The organism is Helicobacter cappadocius (assembly GCF_030688855.1).
Taxonomy (GTDB): Bacteria; Campylobacterota; Campylobacteria; order Campylobacterales; family Helicobacteraceae; genus Helicobacter_J; species Helicobacter_J cappadocius.
In genome coordinates, this window is the sequence record NZ_JAUYZK010000004.1 from 15932 (window position 1) to 41717 (window position 25786).

A 25786-nucleotide genomic window follows, 5' to 3' on the forward strand; every position below is an offset into this window, starting at 1 on the left:
TTTGGAATCAAAAAAGCTATTGTAATATAAAATTTTGCAATTTTCTGCTTTTGGTCTTGATTTTTTTTAAAATGGTTGCTAGAATTATGCCCCTGATACTTTTGCGGGAATAGCTCAGTGGTAGAGCACAACCTTGCCAAGGTTGGGGCCGCGGGTTCGACCCCCGTTTCCCGCTCCATCTTTAGCCTCATTTTGTAACTTTAAATTATTCTTTAGTCACATTTTAGGTTGTTCTTTTGGATTTGTTTATTTTTGTTACAATGCCCGGGTGGTGGAATGGTAGACACAAGGGACTTAAAATCCCTCGGATATTGCTTCCGTGCCGGTTCAAGTCCGGCTCCGGGCACCACCAAAAAGAGGGCGACATAGCCAAGTGGTAAGGCATGGGCCTGCAAAGCCTTGATTCCTCGGTTCGAATCCGAGTGTCGCCTCCAAAATTTATCAAACCATACTGTCGGGAGATGGCTGAGCGGTTGAAAGCGGCGGTCTTGAAAACCGTTGAGGGTAACACCTCCGGGGGTTCGAATCCCTCTCTCCCGGCCACCTTATTTTATTTGAAATTCAATCTTAATAATTAATATTTTTCAAATCTACCTAGTGTAGATCAATTAAAAAATCGTCTATGATTTCCTTCATAAAATATACAGAACTTCTATTAAAACATTTCTAAAATCAATTTATAAGATTGTTTTATATTCAAATACAAATAATCGCACTAGATTATACATCCTGTCCAAAGTTGTATCTTTTTGATTTCACAAGCTTTATAAAACAAAGAAAGTAGAAATTATCAAAGACAAAAAAAGAATGTTTATTGCAAATTTAAAACTCTAATGTGAACGATTTTTGATTGTGTTGATATAATTATTTTGAGCTGAGATAAAAAAGAAGATCAATACTTCATTAGAAGATATAAAAACTTGGTGGCGACCCCTGAAAGATTTGAACTTCCGTACCCACCTAGAAAGGGTGGTATCCTTGGCCACTAGATGAAGGGGTCATAAGAAAATAACAAAACCAAGATTACAAAATGAATTTAAAGAAGTGAAGTGGCGGAGCGGACGGGGCTCGAACCCGCGACCCCCTGCGTGACAGGCAGGTATTCTAACCAGCTGAACTACCGCTCCAAAATTTACAAGTGGTGGTCGCTACAAGGCTCGAACTTGTGACATCTACCTTGTAAGGGTAGCGCTCTACCAACTGAGCTAAGCGACCAAACTTTAGATATAGTTATGTATTATTAGGGAAACATCGAATAAAAGTGGTGACCCCTAGGGGACTTGAACCCCTGTAGCCACCGTGAAAGGGTGGTATCCTAACCGCTAGATGAAGGGGCCACTTCTACTTTTCTAAATGGTGACCCGTGTTGGATTCGAACCAACGGCCCATTCCTTAAAAGGGAATTGCTCTACCAACTGAGCTAACGGGTCAAAACAATGATACTATTAAATAACACTCTCTATATAAAAGAGCGAAATTATATTTTATTTACGCCCTTTTGTCAAGGCTTTGTAATGAATTTTTATAAAATTTTCGCCAACAATTCTAATGCCTTTTGAGAACTAGTTTTTTGAATCTCCTCTCTACTTCCTCCAAATAAATATCTTTCTATCACTGGAAATTCTCCTAATTTCTGCACTCCTATAAAAATAGTTCCAACAGGTTTTTCTATACTTCCTCCACCTGGTCCTGCTATCCCGCTTGTAGCAATTGCATAATCAGCTCCAAAAACCTTCAATACCCCTATTAGCATCTCACTCACAACCACTTCACTCACTGCACCATATCTTTTGAGATTTTCTTCACTCACTCCTAAAATTCGATGCTTGATGTCATTAGCATAGCTAATAATTCCTCCATCATAAACATCAGAAGCTCCTGATATTGAAGTGAATTGATAGGCTAAAAGTCCGCCTGTGCAACTCTCTGCGGTTGTAACTTTTTTTTTATTTTCTCTCAATATGGCAATGATACATTCATTCAAGCTGTCTAAAAACATAACTTTATTCCCAAAAATTAGCCTCATTGCCTCAAAAGCTTGTAAAACCTCGCTACCTTCTAGAAAAATTCCATCTCCTTTTAAAGATATGCGCACATCAAAACATTCAATATGAGGACGAGATAACAAAATCGCAGAATCATTATCAATGCCTAAAAATATTAAAGATTTTTTCATTCTCGTTTCCTTTTAATATAGGTTATAATCAAATTATACACGAGCTAAGGAGATAGAATGTCAAAACAAAATTCCATCATCACAAATCGTCCTGAATCCACACAAGATCAAAAATCCATTTACAACAAAAAGGGCAAACTCAAAGAATCTTTCTATACCAAAGAAATGATAAAACTACAAATCGAACTTCTCAAGCTCCAAAACTGGGTTAAAAATACTTCCAAGAAAATAGTCATCATTATGGAAGGTAGAGATGGTGCGGGAAAAGGGGGAACTATCAAAGCCTTGAGCGAACATCTAAATCCTAGAGGATGTAGAATTGTAGCTCTACAAAAACCCACTGAAGTAGAAAAATCTCAATGGTATTTTATGCGCTATATCAGCACTCTTCCTAGTGGGGGAGAAATTGTATTTTTTGATAGGAGTTGGTATAACCGTGCTGGAGTAGAAAAAGTAATGGGTTTTTGCACTCAAGAAGAGTATAAACAGTTTATTTATCAAGTCTCCAATCTTGAACAAATGCTTATTTCAAGCGGCATTATTCTTTTTAAATATTTTTTGAATGTAAATCAAGATGAACAAAAACGTAGAATCAAAAATCGAAAAACTGATCCATTAAAAATGTGGAAACTCAGTCCGATTGATTCTAAATCTTTACAATTATGGGATGAGTATTCTGAAGTATTTGAAAAGATGTTTTCTAGAACTCACACTCCCTATGCACCCTGGATAATTGTAGATTCAAACGATAAAAAACTCGCTAGAATAAATATCGCTAGAGATATACTTAGTAAAATAGATTATGAGGGGAAAAATCCAACAAAAGTATGTCTATTAGCTGATCCAAACATTATTCACCCCTACTCACAAAATGGTTATTAGAGCTATTGCAAGGATTTATATTCCTTTTAATAATATTCCCCACATTTTTTCTACAACATCATCATCTAAGTGTAATGTTTGTTTGCTATAAAGAAAATCAAAAATATCTTGTTGTTCAAAAATATTTCCTTTTAAACAATGCGGATGTCCCAACAAAAAAGCTCTTCCAAGACTAATTTTTTTTTCTAATGCTTCTCCACAAACAAAACAACTCTTCCCTTTATCATCTCTGCCTTCAAATCCCAAAAGTTCAGCATACATTTCCAAAGCTACACGTAATGGATTTTGAACTTTGAGTTTTTGTGCTCCATCTTCAAGCATTTCAAAATAAAATCTGTCCAATTCATAAACATCAAAAAGATGGCTATGCAACATTTGAATAAATCTTTGCCATACATAAACACGGCTCAAATCACTTTCCCATCGATATCCTAAATGTATTACATTTCGAAGCCTTGGCAAAAATATACCGTTGCTTTCCTCTTCAAAATCTATTTTTTTTCCTAGGTGAATAATGCTATGTCTGGCTCCATAAAATCTATACAGCCTTTTAAGAGAATTATGAGTGAGGATATGAACAATAATATCTTCATTTTTTAGGGGAATTGTCTTTAGAACATAGCCTTGCAAATATACTCCTATAAATATCAGTTTTACTTAAAAATAAAATGACTATAATCAATAATTCAAATTTTATTCAAGGATGTCTTTGAGTGATTTTATCCAAGCCTCTATAAGATCGAGCAAACAAATCATTGAAATGTTATCGCAAAGAAAACCTCAGTACATGAAAAAACATCGCATAGGTGCAGGAGGAGATATTAGCTTAGGAGCTGATTTATTAAGTGAAGAAATCTTTATGGAATATTTTTTGGAACTAGGAAGTGTTGATTCTGAAGAATCGGGCTATATTCAGGGGAAAGGCAGTGATATTATTGTTTTAGATCCTTTAGATGGGAGTGATAATTATCTCTCTAATATTCCATATTATGGTGCTTCTATAGCTCTTTGTGATGAAAATAGGCATACCAAAGAAGCTATTGTTATTAATTTTTGCACTCAAATTGCTCATTATAGCGATGGAAATGGTATCAAGTATATTAATTTAAACTCTGATCTGGAGATATCAAAAAACCAAACTCTTCCAAAATGTGGGATTTTTGAAAAATCTTATTCTAACCCGCTATTATGCACAAAAATGTACGAACAAAAAATGAAATTTCGCTCACTTGGAGCTATAGCACTTTCATTGGCATCTGCTCACGATGTGAATTTTGTATTTTTTGCGGGAAATATCAGAGAATACGATTGTAAAGCCGGATTGTTTTTATGCAATGGATTATGGATAAAAAAATCGGATAGTTTTTTACTCGTAAGCAAAAATAAGCAAATCTTTGATATTATTACGAAAATTGCGGAGGATTGAAAATGGGTTTTGCAGATTTTTTAAAAAATCTCAAAAAAGACGAAAAAAAATCATCACAAAAAGATGCGAGTAATCACTGGATAAAATGTCCTGGTTGTGCCGCATTGATGTATCACAAAGAAGTCTTTTCTCAATCTCAAGTGTGTCCTAAATGTAATTATCATTTCAGAATCTCAGCCACCCATAGAATAGAGCTTTTGTGCGATGAAGGAAGTTTTGTTGAATATGACAAAACACTCAAGCCGATTGATCCGCTGAAATTTGTAGATAAAGAAAGCTATCAACAAAGAATTAAAAAATATGAAAGCAAAACAGGACGTCCAAGCTCTGTTATATCTGGTGAAGCTAGTATCAATAACAAAACCCTACAAATTGTGGTATTTGACTTTGAATTTATGGGAGGGAGTTTAGGCTCTGTGGAAGGTGAAAAAATTGTACGTTCCATAGATCGTGCTATTGCCAAAAAACAAGCTTTGCTAATTGTTTCCACTAGCGGTGGAGCAAGAATGCAAGAATCTACCTATTCTCTTATGCAGATGGCAAAAACTAGTGCAGCACTCAACAGGCTCAGCAAAGCTCGATTGCCTTTTATATCTTTGCTTACCGACCCTACTTTTGGTGGCGTGAGTGCTTCATTTGCGTTTTTAGGAGATATTATCATTGCAGAACCTGGTGCAATGATAGGATTTGCAGGGGCTAGAGTTATCAAACAAACTATCGGTGCAGATCTTCCTTCAAATTTTCAAACTGCAGAGTTTTTACTTGAACATGGGCTCATTGATATGGTTGTCCCTAGAAAAGAGTTGAAAAAAACTTTGAGCGATATTATTGGTATGCTTAATCCGAATTATGAAATGCAACCTATACTCGATCACTAAACCTAGCGATGATTGGAGAGCACCCATCATTCACTACCAAAAACAGTGTAAGCAATTTGGCACAACATTAACAATTAAAGATATCATAAATAACGATATTATAAATGCCCAAAAAATCTCTCAAAAAAACGCTCAAAAATCCTACACAAAAGCCCTTTTACCTTATCTTGCTGGAGATATAAATATCTCTTTGCACCCAAATGGAAAAATGCGAGATACTTTTGCTTTTGCTGAACTGATAAAAAATTACAATAAAATCAATTTTTTTATTGGTGGTGCATATGGATTTGAAGAGGAGTTTGTGAAAAAAACAACCTCTATTAGTTTAAGTTTGCTTACTTTTAGCCACAAGATCGCAAAAATCATTCTTTGCGAACAAATCTATCGTGCTTTAAGCATTATCCATAATCATCCATACCACAAATAGGAGATGACATTGAAAAAAGAAACTCTGAAATATTTCGAACAGATACTCAAAGATAGAATCAATGAAATCAGTTCAAATATCGATATGCGAAATATTTCCTTAAAAGAACTCAATAATTCTAATCTCAAAGATCAGAGCGATATTGTATCAGCAAACTTACAAGGTCAGCTTGATTTTTTGATTATCCAAAAACACGGATTAGAATTACAAGATATAATGAGTTCATTGCAGAAAATCAAGAATGAAACTTATGGTATTTGCGAAATGTGTGATGATGAAATTGATATAGAAAGACTCAAAATCAAACCTCATGCTAAATACTGTATCAAATGTCGTGAATTGCACGAAAAGTCTAAAAACAGGGGTGAGAAATGAAATTTAAATATTATATTATGTTTGCTGTTTTATTTATCATTGCTACAGCTATATATATTTATAGCCTAAATAGTGGTAGCTATACCCTATCAGCATCACATCAAGGGGAATCTCTCAATTTACCTATCGCAATATGGGTAGCTATTATCGTGTTAGTATTTTTTGTGATTTCTCTAATTTTTTTCTTAGGCGAGTGGATAAGAGGTTTGCTCACAAAATATTACAACAACAGAGACTTTGAAAAAATTATTCATCAAATCATTGAACAAAATACAAGAAAAAATCCTCCAAAAGAAACTTATAAAAACCATCATTTTGATCTACTTTCAAAGATACTTGCTAGATTTGATTTAAAGGCAAATCTAAATTCCCAAAATAGCACTTATAGCAAAATAGACAAGCTTTTTGAAGCTTATAAGCAAATAGACAAGGGTATCGAACAAGATATTAAAAAGTATGATTTATCTGAAGATAATGAATTTTTTATCAAAAACACTCAAAATAAAATTTCAAAAGATACCAAATTTGCTCTTGATGTTTTGAAGGGAACATTAAGTACTGATTTGAAGAAATATGCCTTCATTGCAATTGTTCAAAACTCAAGTGATAAAGAAATTCAAAAGGCTTTGGAACTCTCAAGAAGCTTTCTTGATAAAGAAATGCTCAGAGAGCTATTTGTAGCATACTCACAAAATCGAGCCACATTTGAAATAGATAATATCACCAAGTTATGTAAAAGTGTTCAATATGCAGAAATAAACTATCTAAGACTTGCCAAAGAATCCAAGCCATTTTTATCCCCAGATATGTGGCTAAAAATTTTTGGAAAACTTGCAAACAATGACGAAAAAGCTGAAAAAGCTTACTTATACGCACTCATAGATCTTGAAATGATAGAGCAAGCCAAAGAAAGACTTTCCACACACAATAAAGATGATTTTCTCATTATTAATGCTTATCTTGAACTTAAAAAAATGGGTAGAAACTATCCTGTAAATCTTTTTTTTGGAATACAATAATCAAATCACTCATCTTTTGATGAGTAGTGTTTGGGTTTGGAGCATTTGTTAGAACCACATCCGCAACTAGATTTTTTTCTTCCCAAAATCCTATAAATAACAATTCCAATGACAAATACAACCAACAAGATACCAAAAATATCAATCAACTGCATCCTTATACCTCGCCTTATTAAATATGAATGAGTATATCACTTTTTGTATAATTCTGATAGAATACGGGAGCTGATTTCAACCAACCAAAAGGGACTAGAGATGACAAAAGAGATTAAGAAAGTAGTTTTGGCTTATTCGGGCGGGCTTGATACAAGTGTTATTCTAAAATGGCTACAAGAACAATATAAATGCGAAGTAATCACTTTTACTGCAGATATTGGACAAGGCGAGGAGGTTGAACCCGCTAGAGAAAAAGCCAAAAGACTAGGAATAAAATCCGAAAATATTTTCATTCAAGATCTCAGAGAGGAATTTGTCCGTGATTTTGTATTTCCAATGTTTAGAGCTAATACGATTTATGAAGGAGAATACCTTCTAGGAACCAGTATTGCACGTCCTTTGATTGCAAAAAAACTTGTGGAAATTGCCAAAAAAGTGAATGCTGATGCTATATCACATGGTGCAACAGGAAAAGGAAACGATCAGGTTCGATTTGAATTAGGTGCTTATGCCTTAAATCCTGATATAAAAATCATCGCACCATGGAGAGAGTGGGATCTAAACTCTAGAGAAAAACTTTTGAACTATGCTGATAAAGCAGGAATACCTATAGAAAAAAAAGGTAATAAATCACCTTATTCTATGGATGCGAATCTTTTGCACATCTCTTATGAGGGGCAGATATTAGAAGATCCAAGCATAGAGCCACAAGAGGATATGTGGCGATGGACAACCTCTCCTCTACAAGCACCCGATATTCCTGAAAGCATTACAATAGAATTCAAAAATGGCGATCCTGTAAGTATTGACAATAAACCCTTAAGTCCTGCAAAACTACTAGAAAGGCTCAATGAGTTAGGCGGTAAACATGGTATAGGAAGACTTGATCTTGTAGAAAATCGCTATGTAGGAATGAAATCTAGAGGATGTTATGAAACCCCTGGTGGCACTATTATGCTCAAGGCTCATCGAGCTATTGAGTCACTTTGTCTAGATAGGGAAGAAGCTCATCTAAAAGATGAAATAATGCCAAAATATGCTTCTCTAATTTACAACGGATATTGGTTTTCTCCAGAAAGAGAAGCTCTTCAAGCTTTGATAGATAAGACACAAGAAAAAGTAGAAGGAAAAGTTTATCTTAAGCTATATAAAGGTAATGTAATTATTACAGGAAGAGAATCCAAAAACTCATTGTTTAGCCAAGCTTATAGCACTTTTGAAGAAGATAGTGTTTATAATCAAAAAGACGCACAGGGTTTTATCAAGCTAAATGCCTTACGTTTTATCATTGCTGGAAAACTCAAAAAATAACTCTTAACACTTCGAATTCGAAGTGTTTCTTAAACTTTATATTTAAAACTCAAAGATTCTCTTTTTTTTCCAAAATCACTTATTAGAGCTTCATAAATACGCATTCCAAAAAGCAATACAAGCCAAGAAATGTATACCCAGAGCATCAAAATCAATAGCACAGAAACCGAACCATATAGAGTTGGATAAGTCTTATTGTAAGACACATAATACACAAAAGCCCATTTAAGAAAATACCACAGACTTGCACTCAAACAAGAAGTGAGCAATAATAATTTTTTATTCAATCGTTTATTTGCAGAAATCTTAAAAAGGATTAAAAATAACAAGCAAGTTGCCAACCATGCAAGCACATTGGCGAAAATACTTATATTTTGTTTATTTTTAAAAACCCCCTGAACTTCAGCACTAAAATAAATCAATATTGAAATACCTGCCGGAAAAACCGCCATCATTACCAAATAAACTATCAAAGATTCAAAAAATCTTCTGGGTTTAGAGTTGAAAACTTTCGAAGTAATAAATTCATAGTTGCGAAAAAACATCAGCGAAGTAAATAAAACATATACAAAACCTATTGTTCCTATTTTGGAGCTGTTTTGAACAAAAGTATCAAAAAATGATACAATCACTCCGGTATAATCTGGAAGAATGTTTGAAAGTATCAACGCTTTAAATTCGTTGAATTTATTTTGGAAATTAGGAAATTTTAACACGATAGAAAAAAGGATTAGAAGCAAGGGAATCATCGCAAAAACAGTATAAAAGCTGAGCGAAGAAGCATAATAAAACATGGCCTGTTCATGAGTTAGGAAATTTACAACTTCTTTAATTTTATCTTTAAATACGATAGAAAAATTTCTAATAACAGCAAATTTCATCAATGACAAACACTAGCGATGCTTAATCCATAAGATTTTATCATATCTACATCTGTTTGGGGAGCATCTCCTTTTGCTGTAAGATAATTCCCAAGCACTACTGCATCAATACCACAATCAAATAAGGCTTTTTGATCTCTACCAAAAACAACTTCTCTACCCCCTGCAATCATCAATCGTACCTTAGGCAGAAACTCTCTAGCTAAAACCACGCATTCTAGTGCCTCTTCACGACTTAATGTCTGTTGTTTAATGGGAAGAGCAGGATTTTGAATAAAAAAATTAATCGGTGTAGAATGCGGGGAAAGTATCTGTAATGCTTTTAAAAGCTCTATTCTGTCCCCCCAACTTTCTCCTAATCCAAATATTCCTCCGCTACACAACCCAAGCCCTGCACTAAGTGCATTTTCACAGGTTTCAAATCTCTCATTCCAAGGATGGGTGGTGCAAATATTGGGGAAAAAATTTTTCGAAGTCTCTAAATTATGGTTATAACTATCTACGCCATTTTTTTTCAAATATACCAAAGAATCCAAGTCAGCTCTTCCACAACAAGCAATAATATGCAAATCCAATCCATCATCTTTGATCATTTTTGCTATTTTAGCAATATACTCACATTTTTTATCATCCAATCCTCGTCCTGCAGTTACCAAACAAAAGCCCAACGCCCCATATTCTTTCAATAAACGAGCTTCTTTGAGCACAATATCAGCATCTTTAAATTTGTATTTTTCAATATCAGCGTGATAATGTGAGCTTTGTGTGCAATATCCACAATCTTCACTACAATTTCCACTACTAACATTTGAAATTGAACACAAAAATATCCCTTTATCCATATTAAAACCTTCCTTTATTTTTCAATCTAATTATAACAAATAAAGGCTGTAAGCCAAAAATCATTTAAATCCTACAAAGAATCTAAAACATCCTTGGCATGTCCTTTGGCTTTTATATTATAAAATATTTTTTCTATGCGTCCATCTTGACCTATGATAAAACTAGATCGTATGATTCCAAAAACTTCCTTCCCATACATCATCTTTTTACCATACGCTCCATAGCTTGTCGCGACAGCTTTATCAGTATCACTAAGCAGAATGTGTTTAAGCTCTTTATTTTGTATGAATTTTTTATGACTTTTAGTGCTATCAGGACTGATGCCAACAACAACTGCACCTTTTTTTTCAAATTCATCTATCATTTCTGTAAAATCAAGTGCTTCAATTGTGCATCCTGGTGTATTGTCTTTGGGATAAAAATATAAAATAACTTTTTTTGAAATCAAATCCGTAAGAGCGATTTCAACATCATCTTGATTTTTTAACTTAAAAAAAGGGGCTTTATCGCCTATTTCTAACTTCATTTAAATCCTTTAATATAAAATAACAGCCACATTCTGTGGTCCATGAACTCCAAAAACTGTCTGAAGTTCTATATCAGCAGTCCTAGAAGGACCAGCAATAAAAAGCATATTTGTGGGTAAAACCCCATTTTTTGATTGTTTTTTGAGTATTTCTGTGCCTTCAAACAAATTGCTAACGATATTGTTTTTATCAAGCAAGATCAAACAATTAGGTGTTATCAAAGATGCTAAACGGGGAGAAGAAGGAGTTGAAACAATCCCTATAATACCTAGGTTGGCTACCCCGCATACTGCCTTTATAATTGAAGTATCAATACCAAAAAGTTCTGAACGCATTGTTTCTACATCTTTGTCATAAGCAATTTTTTCAAACCCTCCCCCCAAAGTAGAGATATCAAAAGGGATATCCAAGCTATAGAGGATTTTTTTGCTTCCCATCTCTTCTAAAATTCCTTGAATATCATCGCCTAAGCTTTGTTTTTCAGATAAGAGGACTTTTGCACGATTATTAGATTGGAGACGTTTATATTCTTCAATCAAATCTACATTTTCATACTTAAGAATATCTTTAAAATAAGGAATATTATCTTTTGGAATATGATTTTTGCCCAAAGCATTTTGAACACGTTTTAATATTTCTGTCTTACTCATAAACAACCCCCTTCATATGTTTAATTTTATGATGCAAGGTAGCGTTGATTTTAGGAAAGGTGCGACAAGATGTCCAGTTTTTCAGTCCTGGCAAAATATGTTGAGTCATTTTCATTAGTGGTGAAAATGCCCTAGCTGACCACAAAAGTATCCTCCATTTCACTCCACTAGTAGCTAGAGAAGAAAACATCTGCATAGCCATTTTTTCAGCTTTGTTCTGATGGATATTTGCATAACCTTTCACGCCTCCTCTACCTTCTTTTACCTTTTCACTTCTAATGTCTCTTATAAGCTCTGCTAAAGGTATTTTTACAGGGCAAACCTCACTGCATCTTCCACATAGGCTACAGAGATTCACCATATACCCACAATTATCCAACCCAAATAGTTGTGGAGAAATAACCTCTCCAATAGGTCCAGGATAAGTAGATAAATAAGCATGTCCTCCTATTTTATCATATACAGGACAGTGGTTGAGACAAGTTCCACAACGAATACAGCTCAAAGATCGATAATAATGCTCATCAGATAAAATATTAGATCGATTATTATCAAGCATCACAATATGAACTTCTTTTGGACCATCGAGTTCGCCTTCTTTTCTAGGACCTGTAATAATATTATTATAACAAGTGATAGAAGCCCCTACAGCACTAGGAACAAGCAAGGTATCCAAAATAGAAGCATCTTCAAAACTTTCTATAACCTTTTCGATCCCGCAAATTGCTACATGAATATCACAAGCTGTAGTACTCATCCTCCCATTGCCTTCATTTTCTACCAACCAAATTGCACCTTCATTTGCAATGGCAAAATTCACTCCAGATAGACCCATTTTAAAGTCTTTGAATTCCTCTCTTAGATGTTTTCTTGCAATAGCATTAAGCTTTTCAGGTTCTGATTCAAGCTTAGATCCCAACTTGTCGGCAAAAATTTCGCCTATCTGATAACGATTTTTATGAATAGCTGGAGCCACAATATGCACAGGAGGCTCATCAATAAGTTGAATAATGAGTTCCCCAAGATCTGTTTCTGTTGCAAGGATTCCTTTTTCTTTAAGATACTTATTGAGGTGGATTTCCTCACTAGCCATAGACTTACCCTTTAGTATCTTGGAGACTTGCTTTTGTATTGCTAGATTATAAATGATTTCATTAGCTTCTTGAGCGTTATTTGCCCAATGAATATGAAAACCATTTTTTAAAGCATTTGCCTCAAATCTCTCTAAAAATTCATCTAAATGTGAGAGTGCTTTTATCTTAACTGCCTTCCCAAGCTCTCTTAATCCTTCCCAATCAGTGTATCTAGCCTTGATAAGATTTTTACGATTGGTTTTAAGAGTACTCATCACGGATTTGAGATTTTTTCTAAGTTGGGTATCAGAAAGTTTCTTGGTTATGGTGTCTTCATATTGTTCATTAGAATGAAATAAAGAGTTATCACTCATCTCAAATCTCCTTCGCTGATACCAACTCTTTTAGCTAGAAAATCATACAGATGCTCTGTTTTTACCTTTGATCCCATTTTTTCCATAGCTCCACTGATATTGAGCAAACATCCAGCATCGCCAGCAATCAAATAATCAATATTTTTAGAATGAATATCTGCAATCTTTTCATTAACCATTGCTTGAGAAATTTCAGGCTCTTTTACGCTAAATGTTCCACCAAATCCGCAACATTCTTCTTCTCTTTCAAGTTCAATAAGCTCAACATTTTTAAGACTTCTCAAAAGTGATTTGGAAGATTCTATACTTTTAGCCACTCGCAAAGCGTGGCAATTTGAATGCCAAGTGATCTTGATAGGCATTCCTTTATCTTCATATCTCACTCCTAGTTTTTTATCCAAAAATTCGCTGAGTTCAAAAATTCTCTCACAAAAGTCCTCTGCCCTCTTATAATCCTTATGCCCTTCAAAAAGCTCTAAATAATCGTGCTTCATCATACCCGCACAAGAGCCACTAGGAACAATAATAGGATAATCTCCTTCAAACAAATTAATGTTATACAGGGCAACTTTTCTACTCTCATCATAATAACCTGAGTTATAACTTGGCTGTCCGCAACAAGTTTGGTCTTTTTTAAATACGACTTCTACCCCTTCTTTTTGAAGGAGCTTTATTGCATTCACACAAGTATCACTATAAGCAATCCCGCCTAGACAGGTAGAAAAAAAATAGACCTTCAAAATTATCTCCTTTTAAGATTTAGTATAAATATATCCTAAAAAGCATAAAAAAATCCGTAGCAAAATCTTTGAGTTATTTTGCTTAATATCATTTTTGATACATAATTACACAAAATTAATTAGAAATAATTTTTATCATCTAAAAAATAAAATGCTACTAGGTGTTTTGGCTATACTCTTAGAAAAATTACAAACTAGAAGAAATAACAAAACTAAGGAAAAATAGATGGAGTACACACAGATTTATAACCCTTTAGATAACATTTGGCTAAGTGCCTTTGTGGCATTTTTACCTATATTACTTTTTTTTATTTCGCTAATTGTGCTAAAACTCAAAGGCCATACTGCAGGATTTATAACAGTGGTCTTCTCGGCAATTATCGCTATTTTTGTGTATGATATGCCCATAGATATGGTTGGATCTGCTTTTGGATATGGTTTCTTATATGGATTGTGGCCGATTGCTTGGATCATTGTAGCAGCAATCTTTCTATACAAATTATCTGTAAAATCAGGATATTTTGATATTTTGAGAGAAAGTATTCTCTCTATAACCCCTGATCATAGAATATTGGTTATATTGATAGGGTTTTGTTTTGGAGCATTCTTAGAAGGAGCAATAGGTTATGGCGGACCTGTGGCAATTACTGCGGCTATACTCGTAGGATTGGGGTTGCGTCCTTTATACGCGGCTGGATTATGTATGATTGCAAATACTGCTCCTGTAGCCTTTGGTGCAGTTGGAATTCCCATTATTGCAATGGCAGGAGTAGTAAATGTACCAGCTGCGGATATTTCAGCTATGGTAGGCAGAATGCTACCTCCTTTGACATTATTTGTTCCATTCTTTATTGTATTTCTAATGGATGGCTATAAGGGGATTAAAGAAACTTTTCCTGCCATAGTAGTTGCGGCGGGTTCTTTTGCGATAGTGCAGTATTTTTCTTCCAATCATCTAGGACCAGAACTTCCTGATATTATTTCAGCAATTGTTTCTATTGTAGTAACGACAATTTTCTTAAAATTCTGGCAACCTAAGAAAATTTTCCGCACTGATGGAAAAGAAGAAATAAAACCAGAAAACAAACACCATATCTGCAAAGTTATCGTTGCTTGGATACCTTTTGTACTCCTCATAATCACTATTTTTATTTGGACACAACCTGCATTTAAAGAGCTATTCAAGCCAGATGGAGTTTTGGCATTTACAAATTTTTCATTTGAGTTTCACAATATCAGCCAACAAATAATACAAACCCCTCCTGTAGTAACTGAAGAAAAACCTATAGGAAAAGTTATATTCTCACTTCCGCTTATCAATGCTACAGGAACTTCTATCTTTGTTGCTGCGCTTTTGAGTATATTTATTCTTAGAGTCAAACCAAAAGAAGCTTTAGGAGTATTTGGAGAGACTCTCAATGAAATGAAATTCCCTATACTTACCATTGGACTTGTGCTTTCTTTTGCTTTTATATCAAACTATAGTGGTATATCAGCAACCCTTGCACTTGCACTTGCCAACACTGGACATGCTTTTACCTTTTTCTCACCGATTATTGGATGGATTGGGGTTTTCCTAACAGGTAGCGATACAAGTTCAAATCTTCTATTTGGAACACTTCAACAACTTACAGCAAGACAACTTGGAATTCCTGAAGTGTTGTTTTTAGCAGCAAATTCTGTAGGCGGAGTAGTAGGAAAAATGATCAGTCCTCAAAGTATTGCAGTTGCTTGTGCTGCAGTAGGACTTGTGGGTAGAGAATCAGAATTATTTAGATTTACTGTGAAGTATTCAGTTTTCTTTGTGGTTGCTATAGGGGTTATTACAACCTTTATAGCTTACGTTATTCCCCAAATCATTCCCTAAAATTTAGGGAATGATTTTATTCTTGCATTACTTGTGCTAGAAGTTCTAAAGAACGGATTCTTTTATCTTGATCATAAATATCACAAGTGAATATAAATTCATCTGCCTGTGTGTTGCAAAGAAGCGATGATAAGAATTTTTTAGCATTGCTCTTTTCTCCTATAACCATTTGTGAAAGTAGGCTTAAAACAGATACTTTTTCATTTGGATTCCAATCAATATCCAAAAATGGCACAGGGGGCTTAAGTCTCAAGCTGCCATCTCTAAAAAGAGATAAAGCTCTTTGATAAGAACTACTCGCTAAAAATAAAGCTTCTTCTTGAGTAGGTGCCAAAGATGAGGGTAAAGCAACAATGGCATAAGGTTTTTCCAACATCTCAGAAGGAATAAAATTTTCTCTGTAAAGTTTAAGTGCTTCTAAAAGATATTTAGGTGCAAAATGAGAAGCAAACGCATAAGGTAATCCTTTTTTTGCAGCCATTTGTGCACTATAAAGACTTGAACCAAGTAAGTAGAGTGGAACTTTTGTATTGTATCCAGGTATTGCTTTTACTTTCGAAGTTTCAGTATTACCTAGAAAATCCTCCAAATTTTGGAACTCTTCAAAAAAGTTTTCATCGCTAAACATCCTCTCTTTTCTTACTAGCAATGCACTTTCATAATTTCCACCTCTAGCCCTACCAACGCCTAGATCTATACGATTTCCATAAATCTCTTGAAGTGTGCCAAATTGTTCTGCAACAACCAAAGGAGTATGATTTGGCAACATAATTCCACCAGATCCAACGCGGATAGTTTTAGTATTTGAAGCAATATAGCTAATAAGTACAGGCGTAGCAGAACAAGCAATACCGTCCATATTATGATGTTCTGCCAACCAAAATCTCTTAAATCCTAGCTCTTCTGCTTTTTTTGCCATGAAGAGAGAATTTTTGAAAGCTTCCTGAATAGAGCCATTATGCAACACTGGAACAAGATCAAGAAAAGAAAAGGGAATATTATTGAGAGACATTTTATCTCCTAGTTTTTAAATATCAAAATCTTAGAATATTTACTCAAAATAGTAGTAAAATTATTAAAAGGCTATAGAAATTTTCAATTAAATATTAAAATAAGTATGAATATGAAACAAATACATAACTATCTTGATAGGAGTTTGATTCTTTTCCATAAGTGTATAAAGGTATCTTTGCTCCTAGTTCAACAAAATGAACTTGATCAAAAGTCCCACTGATTCCAAAATTCAATAAATTTGCATAACCCAACACAAAAGCCTTGTCCTCTTCTGTTGTTTGAACAACATTTGAATGTTGAAAATATCCAAAACCAACTCCACCATAAACACCAACAGCATTACCTTTATAATAAAAGAAATTTGCCAAAACATCTAGATTTAAACTAAAAAGTGAAGAAGTAACAGTGTCCAATCCTGAGGGTTTTATAGACATCATATAATCAAGATAAGTTCTTAAACCAACATATTTTATAGGCATATACTCATAGCCACCTCGTATATCCCAAGCAAAAGCCTTATAAGAATTTGCATCATCTTTTTTACCACCAATAACCTTGGCCACCTCTGAGGCTCCAAAGCCTCCACCAACGAAAATAAAATTTTTTTGTTCATCTTCTTGTGGCGAAGAATTCTTATCTTCTGCACTCAAAGTACAAAAGATACTTACAAAGGTGATAAAGAAAATAGATAAAGTTTTTTTCATTTCCAACTCTAGATAAAAATTTATTTATTATACTGAATTTTTAAAAAAATACCCATGATTTTAGCATGGGTATTTAAAACTTATCTCCTTCTTTTGGTTTATAGAACTTCTTAATGCGATCATCAAGAGGAGCCAAAAGACAATAAAAAACCGGAACAATTAACAAGCTTAGAAGCATGGATACGATCAAACCACCTGTCATAGCAATACCAATTGGGGATTTCATTGCAGAACCATCTCCAGTAGCAATAGCTAGAGGTAGCATACCGCAAACCATCGCTATTGTCGTCATAAGAATAGGACGAAGTCTAGATTCCCCAGCGAGTATGATTGCTTGATATACATTATTCCCTTCTTTTCGTTTTTCATTTGCAACATCAATAAGTAAGGTAGCATTTTTACCCACCATACCAATGAGTAATATCAGACCCATCATAGAAAACATACTCAAAGGTTGCCCAACAAGTCCGAGTGCAAAAAATGCACCCGAAAAACTCAATGGCATTGTAATCATAATAATAAGTGGCTCTAAAAGAGATTCATAAAGTGCTGCCAAAATCAGATAAATCAAAATAAACGCCGTAGCAACAGCAACTCCAAACGCCTGACCTGTTTCAGCCAAGTTATCAGCATCTCCACCAAAAGCAATACTTGCACCTGGTGATAACCACTCTGAAGACTTAGAAGTTACAAGTTTAAGAACATCTCCAAGCGAAACTCCTGAACCCTTTATTGGATCGCCATATACAGTTACGCTTCTTTGTCTATCATAGCGAGTAATATTAGAAGGAGTGAGATCTTCTTTTATATCAACAAGACCGTCTAGAAACATCAATTTACCATCTTTGTTTTTAATCTGAAGACGTTTAATATCTTCAACTGAAACTCTTTTATTATCAGGAACTCTGATGGTAATATAATATTCTTTTCCATTTTCCTTAAAATACGCAGCTTGATTTTCTCCAGAAAAAGCTGCATTTACAACCTTTCCTATGTCTTGAGCAGTGATGCCATACTTATTTGCATTTTGTCTCAAAACAGTGAGTTGATATTGAGGCTGCATATCTGATGTGCTTGTATGGTAATTTCCAAATTTTCCCTTAAGTTCTGGGCTATTAAGTAGAAAATCACGCAATTTTGCCACACTTTCATCTACTAACTTTTCAGTAGGTGCAAAAATATAAGCTTGGAATGAAGAGTTATCTCCTCCACCAATAAGCGGCACTTCAGATGGAATAATGGAAGTCATTACCTTTGCTTCAGGCATTGCATTAAGGGTCTTTCGTACTTCATCCATAATCTCAAACTGACCTTTTTTACGTTCTTTTTCAGGTTTAAGTTTTACATAAATTTTTGATTTAAATACACTTTGTATTTTGCCATATCCAACTTGAATAGTCGTAAAATCAACATCTGGACGCTTTTGTATCTCTTTTTGAAAATCTACAGTTCTTCTTTGCATATCATAAATACTGATTCCAGGCTTAGTTTGAATCCAAACATAAAACTGTCCCCTATCCTCCTTGAGCATAAAATCCGTTCCCAACTTACCAGCGACAAAAATGGAACCAAAAAATACTGCAAATACTAAGACAATGATTATAATTTTGTTGTTCAATACTTTTTGGAGTATCTTCATATACACATTTTCCATTCCTTTGAAAAACGGCTCACTCCAATGATAAAAACGTGATTGTTTTGGATTAACTATCAAAGAACTTACCATAGGAATAATGGTAATAACCACCACATAAGAAATAGCAATTGCAAGAGCGACGGTTACTCCAAAGCTCTGGAAAAATCTTCCAACAATCCCTGTCATATTACCTACGGGGATAAACACAGAGAGCAACATCGCGGAAATAGCAATGATGGCGAACCCTATCTCCCGCACTCCTTCATATGCAGCCTCACGTTTGGTCATACCTGCCTCTAGCTTCTTGTGAATATTCTCAATAACAACAATGGCATCATCAATGATAATACCAATAGAAAGCGTGAGTGCGACCATAGTAAGCATATTCAAAGAATATCCCATCATTTGAACCAATGCAAATGTACCCATTACTGATATGGGAATACTGATAGCAGAAACGATAGTAATTGTAAAATTTCTCAAAAATAAAAATACAACAGAAACAGCAAGAATACCTCCTAACATCAAGTCAAATTCAATGTCTTTGATAGAAGAACGAATATACTCTGTTGTATCTAAAAATGGTTTTATCTCATAGCCTGGACTTGCAGCCTTAATAAGAGGAAGTTCTTTATATACCCCATCAGCTATATCAACTTCATTTGCACCAGATATTTTTTGAACTTCAAAAATAACACCTGGCTTATCTCCGAATGCAGCATAAGTCGTATCTTCTTCAATGCCATCTTCAATCACGGCAATATCACTTAATTTTACATTACTTGCAACTCGAATGTTGGCAACTTGATCAATTTTGTAACTATTAGCATCAGTAAGAATAGAAAAGTCTTTCTGTCCATTTACAATCCTACCACCATCAACTTCAAGGTTCTCTGATCCAAGTGTATTCCACAAATCAGCATAAGTGATACCATATTTGTTCATAAGCGTAGGATCAGCATAAATTCTAATTTGACGCTCACGATAACCATTAAGTTGCACACCTCCAACTCCATATATCTTTTGCAACATTGGTTTTATGATATTTTCAGAATGTTTCATTAAGTTTGGAATCGGTATTTTGTCACTACTCACAAATAAAGAAATAATAGCCTGTCCATTAGTGTCAAATTTATCCATGGAAGGTTGATTGATATTAGGATCATCAAAACTAACAGATGAAACTTTATTAATAACATCATTCAATGCTTCATCGATAGGCTTTTCTAATTGAAACTCAATAATAACCAAACTGATATTTCTTGCACTATTAGAAGTAACCTTTTTGATACCATCAATCCCCATTACAGCTTCTTCTATCTTGTCAGTTACCTTACTTTCTATAACATCTGCACTCGCACCCGGATAGGAAGTGCTGACCATAATAATAGGAAAGTCTATATCTGGAAACAAAGCTGTTGGAATTTTCTTCAGACCCATTATTCCAAAAAAGATGATTGCTAATGCAAACATCAAAGTTGTGATTGGACGAGTTATGGCAAATTTATACATTATTTATTCCTTATATATCCATCACCAAAAATACCCGGAACCATATCATCACTAGCAGTTGCTTCGGCTGTAACTTTTCTAGTAGTATCATCAATGGTTGGATAAATCTTTGTAATTTTGGCGACTTTCTTCTGTCCATTTCCATCAACAGAATATTCAAATTCATCTCCAACTTTGACTTTATCAATGTATTTTGAATCATATTGTAAGACTATTTTTTTCTGATGACTTACTAAACGAAATAATGTAGTGCTATTGGCACTCACACCATCCCCCAAGTTAATCTTTCTCTCTGCGATCACTCCATCAAAAGGAGCTTTTAGGATACTTTTATCAAGTAAGGATGTATAGTACGCATAATCTGCTTGTAGCTTCTTGTAGTTAAAATAATAATTATCAAGTGTATTTTTATCTATAGCAGTACCTGTTTTAGAATATCTTTCATATTGCTTTTTGGCAAAAAGATATTGTTGTTTGATAGAATCAGCTTGTGCAATTTTATCTTTGTTGGCCAAAGACAAAAGCTTGTCATCTTTCTTGACAACACTATCAACATCAACCCACATCTCTGAAACTATTCCTGAACTATCCAAAGTAAGATTTGAATCTCTAACTGCTTCTACATCAAAAATAGCATAAACATCATCTCCCCACAATATTGAAAAGCTCAAAAGAGCCGCTATCAAAAATTTAAACTTCATTCTTCTTTCTCCTTACTTTATGTAGTCTTGTATTTTTTGGCCACTGTAGAAAATATAGTTAGCTTTTTGCAATTCATAATTATTTAAACTCGCATTATACGTTGCTTCTGCGTCAAATTTCGTACTCAAGGCTTGTAAATAGTCTGTAAAATTAACTAATTGTGCATCATATTTTTTCTTGATATTCAAATAAGAAATCGTTGCTGATTTTAGACTTGCTTCAGATGAAGCAATTTTTGCCTTAGCAATCTCTAGTGATTTACGATAGAGTTTTTCATCTTTTTTTTGTTCAGCTTGTTTGTATAGGAGGTTTTTTTCATTTGCAAGCTGACCTAATTTCATATACTGCTTTTGCAATGTCAGTCCCACATCATCAAAAAGCTTCAAACTCACCGTCAAACCAAGAATATTTTGACCTTGCGGAAAAGTAGGTGCCAAGAGCGGATTTGCCAAAATATATTGCGGTAATTGAATATTATAGGTATAAGTATCAAAAAATGACACGGTTGGATAATAATTGAGTTGTTTATTTTGATAAATGGAGGCATTAATCTGTTCTTTTAAAGAAATCAGATCTTTGCGTTCTTTTATCTCATAAACAGGATTGGCAATATCATCTCTCTTAAGTGCATCAAAATTAAGGTTAGTAAGATACTCAAGCATCAATTTATTCTGCTCTATAGAAAGTTTGATGTCAGAAATCTGATATTCGCTCAACGATCCTTGTGCTTTCAAGGATTCCAAATCATCAATAGTTGTAAGACCTTGTTCATAAAGCTTAGAAACCCTAGATATATCAGAGTTGATTTGCTCAAGTTTTCTTTTAAGCGAAAGCAACTGAGAAAGGTTATCAAAATATTGATAGTACTGCTGAATCACCTGTAAATAGATATTTTGTCTAGTATATTCCATATCAGCTACACTTGAACGATAAGTTGCGGATTTTTCTTTGATAGAATTAACAGTGCTAAATCCACTAAAAAGATCTAAATTCAATTTAGCATCAAATGTTTGCGTGTTATAATTTTTATACTGGATAGTATCTCTATTATTATTCTGGAAGGTATAGTCCAAATTAAGTGTAGGCAAAAAACTAATTTGTGCAATTGTATGATTTTTCTTAGATTGCTCAACTGTTAACATCTTTGATTGAAGAGAATAGTTCGTATCAGCACCCTTAAGAAGATCTTGAAGACCGATGGAATGTGAAGAGTTACTACTCATTTTTTGAATCTCTGAATATATGCTAGCATCTTTATAATTGCTCGTTACACTCAAATCCAATGTTTTATCGTTTTGACTATTTTGTGTATCATCCCCAAATAAATTAGAAAACGACAAAATAGCCAAAACAAACACACTAATGTATCTCATTTACTCTCCTAATAGTTTTAAATGCTGAAAGCTTTCGTGAAATTCTACATTTTAAATGTGAAGTATAGCAACATAATGTAAATTAGTTGTATATACAATCATTTTTTATTCGAGCTTATGGTAGCGTTCTTCTTGAAATATTTAATGTATAATGTGAGGACTATATATGAATGGGAGTTTTTATGTTTGATTTTGATTCCAAACAACCTGCAAAAATCATCGTGGAAAAAATAATATCTGATAGTTTTACACCCCTACTAGTATTGGAAAATATTCAGGCAAAGGTTTTGCTTGAATCTGCTTATCAAGAAACTGGTAAAGAACGTTATTCTCTAATGATGCTTGAAAGTGCATTTATGGTTGTAAAACAAAAGGGTAGATATTTTTTAAAACAAGCTGACTTTGAACTTGATCTCAAAGAAATTGATGAAGATAAAAAATTCTTAGACTGGCTAGAGTTTTTTAGAAATCTAGCCCCGATAAAACCAAAAGAACTAGAAAATATTCCATTACCACTAGGAGGGATAGGTTATTTGGGTTATGAATTTTTTGAAGAAATTGAAGATATCTCCTTAGATAAACCTGCTATTGTCGATACATATGAGTGTGCATTTATTTTTGGAAGGGATTTTTTGATCTTTGACCATCTCTATGATGAAGCATATATATTTGGTATTTCATATGCAAAAGAAACTCAAACTTTTGACTTGCAAAACAGAGTTTCGCAGATAGTAGAAAAACTACATTTTTTAAAGCCAAACCCATTTCCAGAGAAAACATATACTGCTCAAACTATCTCTGAGGATAAACACGAATATTATATTCAAGCTGTAGAATACATCAAAAAAGAAATCTATGCAGGAAACTTACTTCAATGTGTTCCCTCACAAAGTATGCAAATCAAAACAGATCTTCCTCCTCTTAGTGCATATCGCAATTTGAGGCATAAAAACCCTAGTCCTTATATGTTTTATTTTGATTTTAATGATTTTAAGATTTTAGGAGCTTCTCCAGAAGTAATGGTAAAATCTCAAGATTCAACTCTCACATTAAGACCTATAGCTGGAACTCGCCCTAGAGGAGAAACCATCGCGAAAGACAATAAACTTCAAAATGAACTCCTAGCAGATGAAAAAGAAAATGCTGAGCATCTTATGCTTGTAGATTTAGGCAGAAACGATCTGGGAAAAATAGCTATTGCTGGAAGTGTAGAGGTTGTGGAATTTAAAAGAATAGAAAAATACTCCAAAGTGATGCATATCGTCTCTGAGGTAAAAGCAAAGTTAGATACACAAAGATATAGCTCAAAAGATGCTATTTATGCAACCTTCCCGGCTGGAACCGTGAGTGGAGCTCCGAAAATACAGGCAATAAAAACTATTTACAAACTAGAGCCACATAAAAGAGGTGTTTATTCTGGACTTGTGGGGTATTTTGATAGAAATGGTAATCTTGATAGTGCAATAAGCATTCGAAGTGCGGTTTATCAAAATGGTATTTATTACTTGCAATCTGGAGGGGGTATTGTATATGACTCTGAATCTGAAAGTGAATATTTAGAGACAAAAAATAAAATGCTCGCCTTAATAGAAGCCATCACTCAAAAACAGATCTGAAAGGTTTGCTATGATTTTATTGATCGATAATTATGATTCTTTTACATTTAACATCTACCAAATGTTTTCAAAATTTAACCACCCTATCAAGGTTATTAGAAATGACAAAATAAGCATTGAAGAAATCAAACAAATAAATCCGCAGTACATTATAATAGGACCAGGTCCTAAGACGCCACAAGAAGCAGGTATATCAATTAAGATTGTTCAGGAATTAAAAGGCATCTATCCTATTTTAGGAATCTGTTTAGGACATCAAGCTATACTCGCGGCATTTGATGTGCCCATTGTAAATGCAAAACACATTGTTCATGGAAAAATAGAACCTCTTGAACATAATTCAAAAGGTATTTTTAGAAATATTTCACCCAACACACCTATTGTCCGCTATCATTCTTTGGCAGCAAAAAGTGATGATATTCCAGATTTTTTTGAAATCTCAGCTAAAACGCACGATGGAGAGGTGATGGCTGTTGAACACAAAAGTTACCAACTCATTGGACTTCAATTTCACCCTGAATCTATAGGAACAAATGAGGGTGAAAAAATGATATTAAATTTTTTACACTATAGAAGAGAAACCATACCTATCAAAACTTATTTAAAAAAAGCTCTCAATCTTTTAGATATGGACTTTCAAGAAGCTTATAATATCATGGATGAACTCACAGAAGGAAATATGAGCGATGCACAAATTGGCTCTTTATTCACTTCATTAGAAATCAAGGGTATTAAAGCTGAAGAACTCGCCGGATTTGCAAGCATATTAAAGAAAAAAGCTATTTCCTTCCCTCTTCCCATAGATGGAGAAAAACGTCTAGACATCGTGGGAACTGGAGGCAGTCCGAATAAAACTTTCAATGTTTCGACAACTTCTTCATTGATTCTAGCTGCTAGAGGAGTAAATATTATCAAACACGGCAATAGAGCTATCACAAGCCAATCAGGATCGGCAGACTTACTTGAAAAACTTGGGATCAATATTAATATGAGTGTAGAAAACTGTATTGAATGCTATAAAAAACTTGGAATCACTTTTTTATTTGCAACCAAATTTCACTCTGCACTAGCCTTTGCAAGTAACGCTAGAAAATCTCTAGGTTTTAAAACTGCTTTTAATCTTATTGGTCCTCTAGCAAATCCAGCAGCTGTAACGCATCAATTCATAGGCGTTTTTAACAAAAACTATACAGAGATAATGGCCGAAGCTCTCAATATCTTAGGAATAAAACGAGCTATGATAGTGAGTGGATTTGACGAATATGATGAAATTTCACTATCTGCACCAACCAAAATAACCGAACTCAAAGATGGGAAAATCTTAAGTTATGATTTTACTCCTTTGGAAGTAGGACTTGATTATGTTCCATATAGCATGTTAAGAGGTGGGGATGCAGATACAAACAAACAAATCACTTTAGATATTTTCAATAACATTCCTTCAGTAAAAAATGACTTAGTATGCTTAAATGCTGGAGCAGCCTTATATATGTATGGTTTGGCAAACTCTATCAAAGATGGATATATGCAAATAAAAGAAACTTTGAAAAGCAAAAAAGTATTTGAGATATTAGAAGAATTCAAGAAAATCAGTCACTGTGTGATTTAAAGTTTCTACAATTTT

24 protein-coding genes and 9 tRNA genes are annotated in these 25786 nt (G+C 34.1%); 14 read left to right on the top strand and 19 right to left on the bottom strand.

The genetic code is table 11. The features are described from left to right. Positions 1-103: 103 nt before the first annotated feature. From Q5I06_RS03475 to Q5I06_RS03490, 4 genes are all read left to right on the top strand, one after another. Positions 104-178, top strand: a tRNA-Gly gene (locus Q5I06_RS03475). Positions 179-262: 84 nt separating this feature from the next. Continuing rightward, positions 263-349: transfer RNA gene (locus Q5I06_RS03480), tRNA-Leu, on the top strand. Positions 350-359: 10 nt separating this feature from the next. Further along, a tRNA-Cys gene (locus Q5I06_RS03485) sits at positions 360-434 on the top strand. 21 nt (positions 435-455) lie between these two features. Next, positions 456-543 (top strand) — tRNA-Ser (locus tag Q5I06_RS03490). Positions 544-924: 381 nt separating this feature from the next. Here the strand turns inward: Q5I06_RS03490 and Q5I06_RS03495 are convergent. The 6 genes from Q5I06_RS03495 to Q5I06_RS03520 form a co-directional block, all read right to left on the bottom strand. Continuing rightward, positions 925-1000: transfer RNA gene (locus Q5I06_RS03495), tRNA-Glu, on the bottom strand. 50 nt (positions 1001-1050) lie between these two features. Beyond that, positions 1051-1127, bottom strand: a tRNA-Asp gene (locus tag Q5I06_RS03500). Between the two features lie 12 nt (positions 1128-1139). After that, positions 1140-1215: transfer RNA gene (locus Q5I06_RS03505), tRNA-Val, on the bottom strand. Between the two features lie 47 nt (positions 1216-1262). Then, a tRNA-Glu gene (locus tag Q5I06_RS03510) sits at positions 1263-1337 on the bottom strand. A gap of 17 nt (positions 1338-1354) precedes the next feature. After that, positions 1355-1430 (bottom strand) — tRNA-Lys (locus tag Q5I06_RS03515). A 92-nt stretch (positions 1431-1522) separates the two neighbouring features. After that, a complete protein-coding gene (locus Q5I06_RS03520; protein WP_305516646.1) occupies positions 1523-2176 on the bottom strand; it encodes a CinA family protein in 654 nt (217 codons plus the stop codon). Positions 2177-2233: 57 nt separating this feature from the next. Here Q5I06_RS03520 and ppk2 point away from each other — a divergent pair, with 57 nt between their 5' ends. Beyond that, the gene (gene ppk2, locus Q5I06_RS03525) at positions 2234-3058 is read left to right on the top strand and encodes a polyphosphate kinase 2 (protein WP_305516647.1); all 825 of its coding nucleotides are present in this window, start codon (positions 2234-2236) and stop codon (positions 3056-3058) included. A gap of 15 nt (positions 3059-3073) precedes the next feature. Here ppk2 and recO read toward each other — a convergent pair whose 3' ends face one another. Continuing rightward, a complete protein-coding gene (gene recO / locus Q5I06_RS03530; RefSeq protein ID WP_305516648.1) occupies positions 3074-3688 on the bottom strand; it encodes a recombination protein RecO in 615 nt (204 codons plus the stop codon). Positions 3689-3767: 79 nt separating this feature from the next. Between recO and Q5I06_RS03535 the strand changes: the two genes are divergently transcribed. The 5 genes from Q5I06_RS03535 to Q5I06_RS03555 are packed head-to-tail and all read left to right on the top strand — an operon-like array spanning position 3768 to position 7183. Further along, positions 3768-4484: an inositol monophosphatase family protein gene (locus Q5I06_RS03535; RefSeq protein WP_305516649.1), complete on the top strand. Its 717-nt coding sequence runs from the start codon at positions 3768-3770 to the stop codon at positions 4482-4484. A gap of 2 nt (positions 4485-4486) precedes the next feature. Continuing rightward, positions 4487-5362: an acetyl-CoA carboxylase, carboxyltransferase subunit beta gene (gene accD / locus Q5I06_RS03540; protein WP_305516650.1), complete on the top strand. Its 876-nt coding sequence runs from the start codon at positions 4487-4489 to the stop codon at positions 5360-5362. Beyond that, a complete protein-coding gene (gene rlmH, locus Q5I06_RS03545; protein WP_305516651.1) occupies positions 5334-5789 on the top strand; it encodes a 23S rRNA (pseudouridine(1915)-N(3))-methyltransferase RlmH in 456 nt (151 codons plus the stop codon). The genes accD and rlmH overlap by 29 nt, the downstream gene beginning before the upstream one ends. Positions 5790-5798: 9 nt before the next feature. Further along, a complete protein-coding gene (gene dksA / locus Q5I06_RS03550) occupies positions 5799-6164 on the top strand; it encodes an RNA polymerase-binding protein DksA (RefSeq protein WP_305516652.1) in 366 nt (121 codons plus the stop codon). Next, complete coding sequence (locus Q5I06_RS03555) at positions 6161-7183, top strand: hypothetical protein (protein ID WP_305516653.1); 1023 nt, start codon at positions 6161-6163, stop codon at positions 7181-7183. Before dksA ends, Q5I06_RS03555 begins: the two co-directional genes overlap by 4 nt. A 5-nt stretch (positions 7184-7188) precedes the next feature. Here the strand turns inward: Q5I06_RS03555 and Q5I06_RS03560 are convergent, their stop codons facing one another. Continuing rightward, entirely contained in the window at positions 7189-7338 is a 150-nt protein-coding gene (locus Q5I06_RS03560) for a hypothetical protein (RefSeq protein WP_305516654.1), read from the bottom strand. A 100-nt stretch (positions 7339-7438) separates the two neighbouring features. Here Q5I06_RS03560 and Q5I06_RS03565 point away from each other — a divergent pair, with 100 nt between their 5' ends. After that, complete coding sequence (locus Q5I06_RS03565) at positions 7439-8650, top strand: argininosuccinate synthase (RefSeq protein ID WP_305516655.1); 1212 nt, start codon at positions 7439-7441, stop codon at positions 8648-8650. A 29-nt stretch (positions 8651-8679) separates the two neighbouring features. On the opposite strand, the gene Q5I06_RS03570 is transcribed toward Q5I06_RS03565, so the two are convergent. The 6 genes from Q5I06_RS03570 to Q5I06_RS03595 all read right to left on the bottom strand — a co-directional run bounded on the left by Q5I06_RS03570 (position 8680) and on the right by Q5I06_RS03595 (position 13738). Next, a complete protein-coding gene (locus Q5I06_RS03570) occupies positions 8680-9531 on the bottom strand; it encodes a YihY family inner membrane protein (RefSeq protein ID WP_305516760.1) in 852 nt (283 codons plus the stop codon). Beyond that, the gene (locus tag Q5I06_RS03575; protein WP_305516656.1) at positions 9531-10373 is read right to left on the bottom strand and encodes a biotin synthase; all 843 of its coding nucleotides are present in this window, start codon (positions 10371-10373) and stop codon (positions 9531-9533) included. Before Q5I06_RS03575 ends, Q5I06_RS03570 begins: the two co-directional genes overlap by 1 nt. A 71-nt stretch (positions 10374-10444) precedes the next feature. Then, a complete protein-coding gene (gene bcp, locus Q5I06_RS03580) occupies positions 10445-10900 on the bottom strand; it encodes a thioredoxin-dependent thiol peroxidase (protein ID WP_305516657.1) in 456 nt (151 codons plus the stop codon). Positions 10901-10909: 9 nt separating this feature from the next. Beyond that, positions 10910-11551: a LutC/YkgG family protein gene (locus tag Q5I06_RS03585; protein ID WP_305516658.1), complete on the bottom strand. Its 642-nt coding sequence runs from the start codon at positions 11549-11551 to the stop codon at positions 10910-10912. Next, positions 11544-12998, bottom strand: coding sequence for a LutB/LldF family L-lactate oxidation iron-sulfur protein (locus tag Q5I06_RS03590; RefSeq protein WP_305516659.1), 1455 nt, complete (start codon positions 12996-12998; stop codon positions 11544-11546). The genes Q5I06_RS03585 and Q5I06_RS03590 overlap by 8 nt, the downstream gene beginning before the upstream one ends. After that, entirely contained in the window at positions 12995-13738 is a 744-nt protein-coding gene (locus tag Q5I06_RS03595) for a (Fe-S)-binding protein (protein WP_305516660.1), read from the bottom strand. Before Q5I06_RS03595 ends, Q5I06_RS03590 begins: the two co-directional genes overlap by 4 nt. A 226-nt stretch (positions 13739-13964) precedes the next feature. On the opposite strand from Q5I06_RS03595, the gene Q5I06_RS03600 reads away from it, so the two are divergent. Then, the gene (locus Q5I06_RS03600; protein WP_305516661.1) at positions 13965-15605 is read left to right on the top strand and encodes an L-lactate permease; all 1641 of its coding nucleotides are present in this window, start codon (positions 13965-13967) and stop codon (positions 15603-15605) included. Positions 15606-15621: 16 nt separating this feature from the next. Here Q5I06_RS03600 and Q5I06_RS03605 read toward each other — a convergent pair whose 3' ends face one another. From Q5I06_RS03605 to Q5I06_RS03625, 5 genes are all read right to left on the bottom strand, one after another. Then, positions 15622-16617, bottom strand: coding sequence for an LLM class flavin-dependent oxidoreductase (locus Q5I06_RS03605; protein WP_305516662.1), 996 nt, complete (start codon positions 16615-16617; stop codon positions 15622-15624). Positions 16618-16711: 94 nt separating this feature from the next. Further along, positions 16712-17323 carry an outer membrane beta-barrel protein gene (locus Q5I06_RS03610; RefSeq protein WP_305516663.1) on the bottom strand — a complete coding sequence of 204 codons (612 nt, stop codon included), beginning with the start codon at positions 17321-17323 and terminating at the stop codon, positions 16712-16714. A 73-nt stretch (positions 17324-17396) separates the two neighbouring features. Continuing rightward, complete coding sequence (locus Q5I06_RS03615; RefSeq protein WP_305516664.1) at positions 17397-20471, bottom strand: efflux RND transporter permease subunit; 3075 nt, start codon at positions 20469-20471, stop codon at positions 17397-17399. Beyond that, positions 20471-21172: an efflux RND transporter periplasmic adaptor subunit gene (locus Q5I06_RS03620; protein ID WP_305516665.1), complete on the bottom strand. Its 702-nt coding sequence runs from the start codon at positions 21170-21172 to the stop codon at positions 20471-20473. Before Q5I06_RS03620 ends, Q5I06_RS03615 begins: the two co-directional genes overlap by 1 nt. A 12-nt stretch (positions 21173-21184) precedes the next feature. Further along, the gene (locus tag Q5I06_RS03625) at positions 21185-22546 is read right to left on the bottom strand and encodes a TolC family protein (protein WP_305516666.1); all 1362 of its coding nucleotides are present in this window, start codon (positions 22544-22546) and stop codon (positions 21185-21187) included. A 182-nt stretch (positions 22547-22728) separates the two neighbouring features. Between Q5I06_RS03625 and Q5I06_RS03630 the strand changes: the two genes are divergently transcribed. After that, positions 22729-24162, top strand: a complete 1434-nt coding sequence (locus tag Q5I06_RS03630; protein WP_305516667.1) for an anthranilate synthase component I family protein — start codon at positions 22729-22731, stop codon at positions 24160-24162. Positions 24163-24172: 10 nt separating this feature from the next. Beyond that, a complete protein-coding gene (locus Q5I06_RS03635; protein ID WP_305516668.1) occupies positions 24173-25771 on the top strand; it encodes a bifunctional anthranilate synthase component II/anthranilate phosphoribosyltransferase in 1599 nt (532 codons plus the stop codon). The last annotated feature ends 15 nt before the right edge of the window (positions 25772-25786 follow it).

Coding starts and splice junctions, on each gene's coding strand:
- Q5I06_RS03520 (WP_305516646.1), bottom strand. CDS start 2,176: ATGAAAAAATCTTTAATATTTTTAGGCATTGATAATGATTCTGCGATT.
- ppk2 (WP_305516647.1), top strand. CDS start 2,234: ATGTCAAAACAAAATTCCATCATCACAAATCGTCCTGAATCCACACAA.
- accD (WP_305516650.1), top strand. CDS start 4,487: ATGGGTTTTGCAGATTTTTTAAAAAATCTCAAAAAAGACGAAAAAAAA.
- rlmH (WP_305516651.1), top strand. CDS start 5,334: ATGAAATGCAACCTATACTCGATCACTAAACCTAGCGATGATTGGAGA.
- Q5I06_RS03555 (WP_305516653.1), top strand. CDS start 6,161: ATGAAATTTAAATATTATATTATGTTTGCTGTTTTATTTATCATTGCT.
- Q5I06_RS03560 (WP_305516654.1), bottom strand. CDS start 7,338: ATGCAGTTGATTGATATTTTTGGTATCTTGTTGGTTGTATTTGTCATT.
- Q5I06_RS03565 (WP_305516655.1), top strand. CDS start 7,439: ATGACAAAAGAGATTAAGAAAGTAGTTTTGGCTTATTCGGGCGGGCTT.
- Q5I06_RS03570 (WP_305516760.1), bottom strand. CDS start 9,531: ATGAAATTTGCTGTTATTAGAAATTTTTCTATCGTATTTAAAGATAAA.
- Q5I06_RS03575 (WP_305516656.1), bottom strand. CDS start 10,373: ATGGATAAAGGGATATTTTTGTGTTCAATTTCAAATGTTAGTAGTGGA.
- bcp (WP_305516657.1), bottom strand. CDS start 10,900: ATGAAGTTAGAAATAGGCGATAAAGCCCCTTTTTTTAAGTTAAAAAAT.
- Q5I06_RS03585 (WP_305516658.1), bottom strand. CDS start 11,551: ATGAGTAAGACAGAAATATTAAAACGTGTTCAAAATGCTTTGGGCAAA.
- Q5I06_RS03590 (WP_305516659.1), bottom strand. CDS start 12,998: ATGAGTGATAACTCTTTATTTCATTCTAATGAACAATATGAAGACACC.
- Q5I06_RS03600 (WP_305516661.1), top strand. CDS start 13,965: ATGGAGTACACACAGATTTATAACCCTTTAGATAACATTTGGCTAAGT.
- Q5I06_RS03605 (WP_305516662.1), bottom strand. CDS start 16,617: ATGTCTCTCAATAATATTCCCTTTTCTTTTCTTGATCTTGTTCCAGTG.
- Q5I06_RS03610 (WP_305516663.1), bottom strand. CDS start 17,323: ATGAAAAAAACTTTATCTATTTTCTTTATCACCTTTGTAAGTATCTTT.
- Q5I06_RS03615 (WP_305516664.1), bottom strand. CDS start 20,471: ATGTATAAATTTGCCATAACTCGTCCAATCACAACTTTGATGTTTGCA.
- Q5I06_RS03620 (WP_305516665.1), bottom strand. CDS start 21,172: ATGAAGTTTAAATTTTTGATAGCGGCTCTTTTGAGCTTTTCAATATTG.
- Q5I06_RS03625 (WP_305516666.1), bottom strand. CDS start 22,546: ATGAGATACATTAGTGTGTTTGTTTTGGCTATTTTGTCGTTTTCTAAT.
- Q5I06_RS03630 (WP_305516667.1), top strand. CDS start 22,729: ATGTTTGATTTTGATTCCAAACAACCTGCAAAAATCATCGTGGAAAAA.
- Q5I06_RS03635 (WP_305516668.1), top strand. CDS start 24,173: ATGATTTTATTGATCGATAATTATGATTCTTTTACATTTAACATCTAC.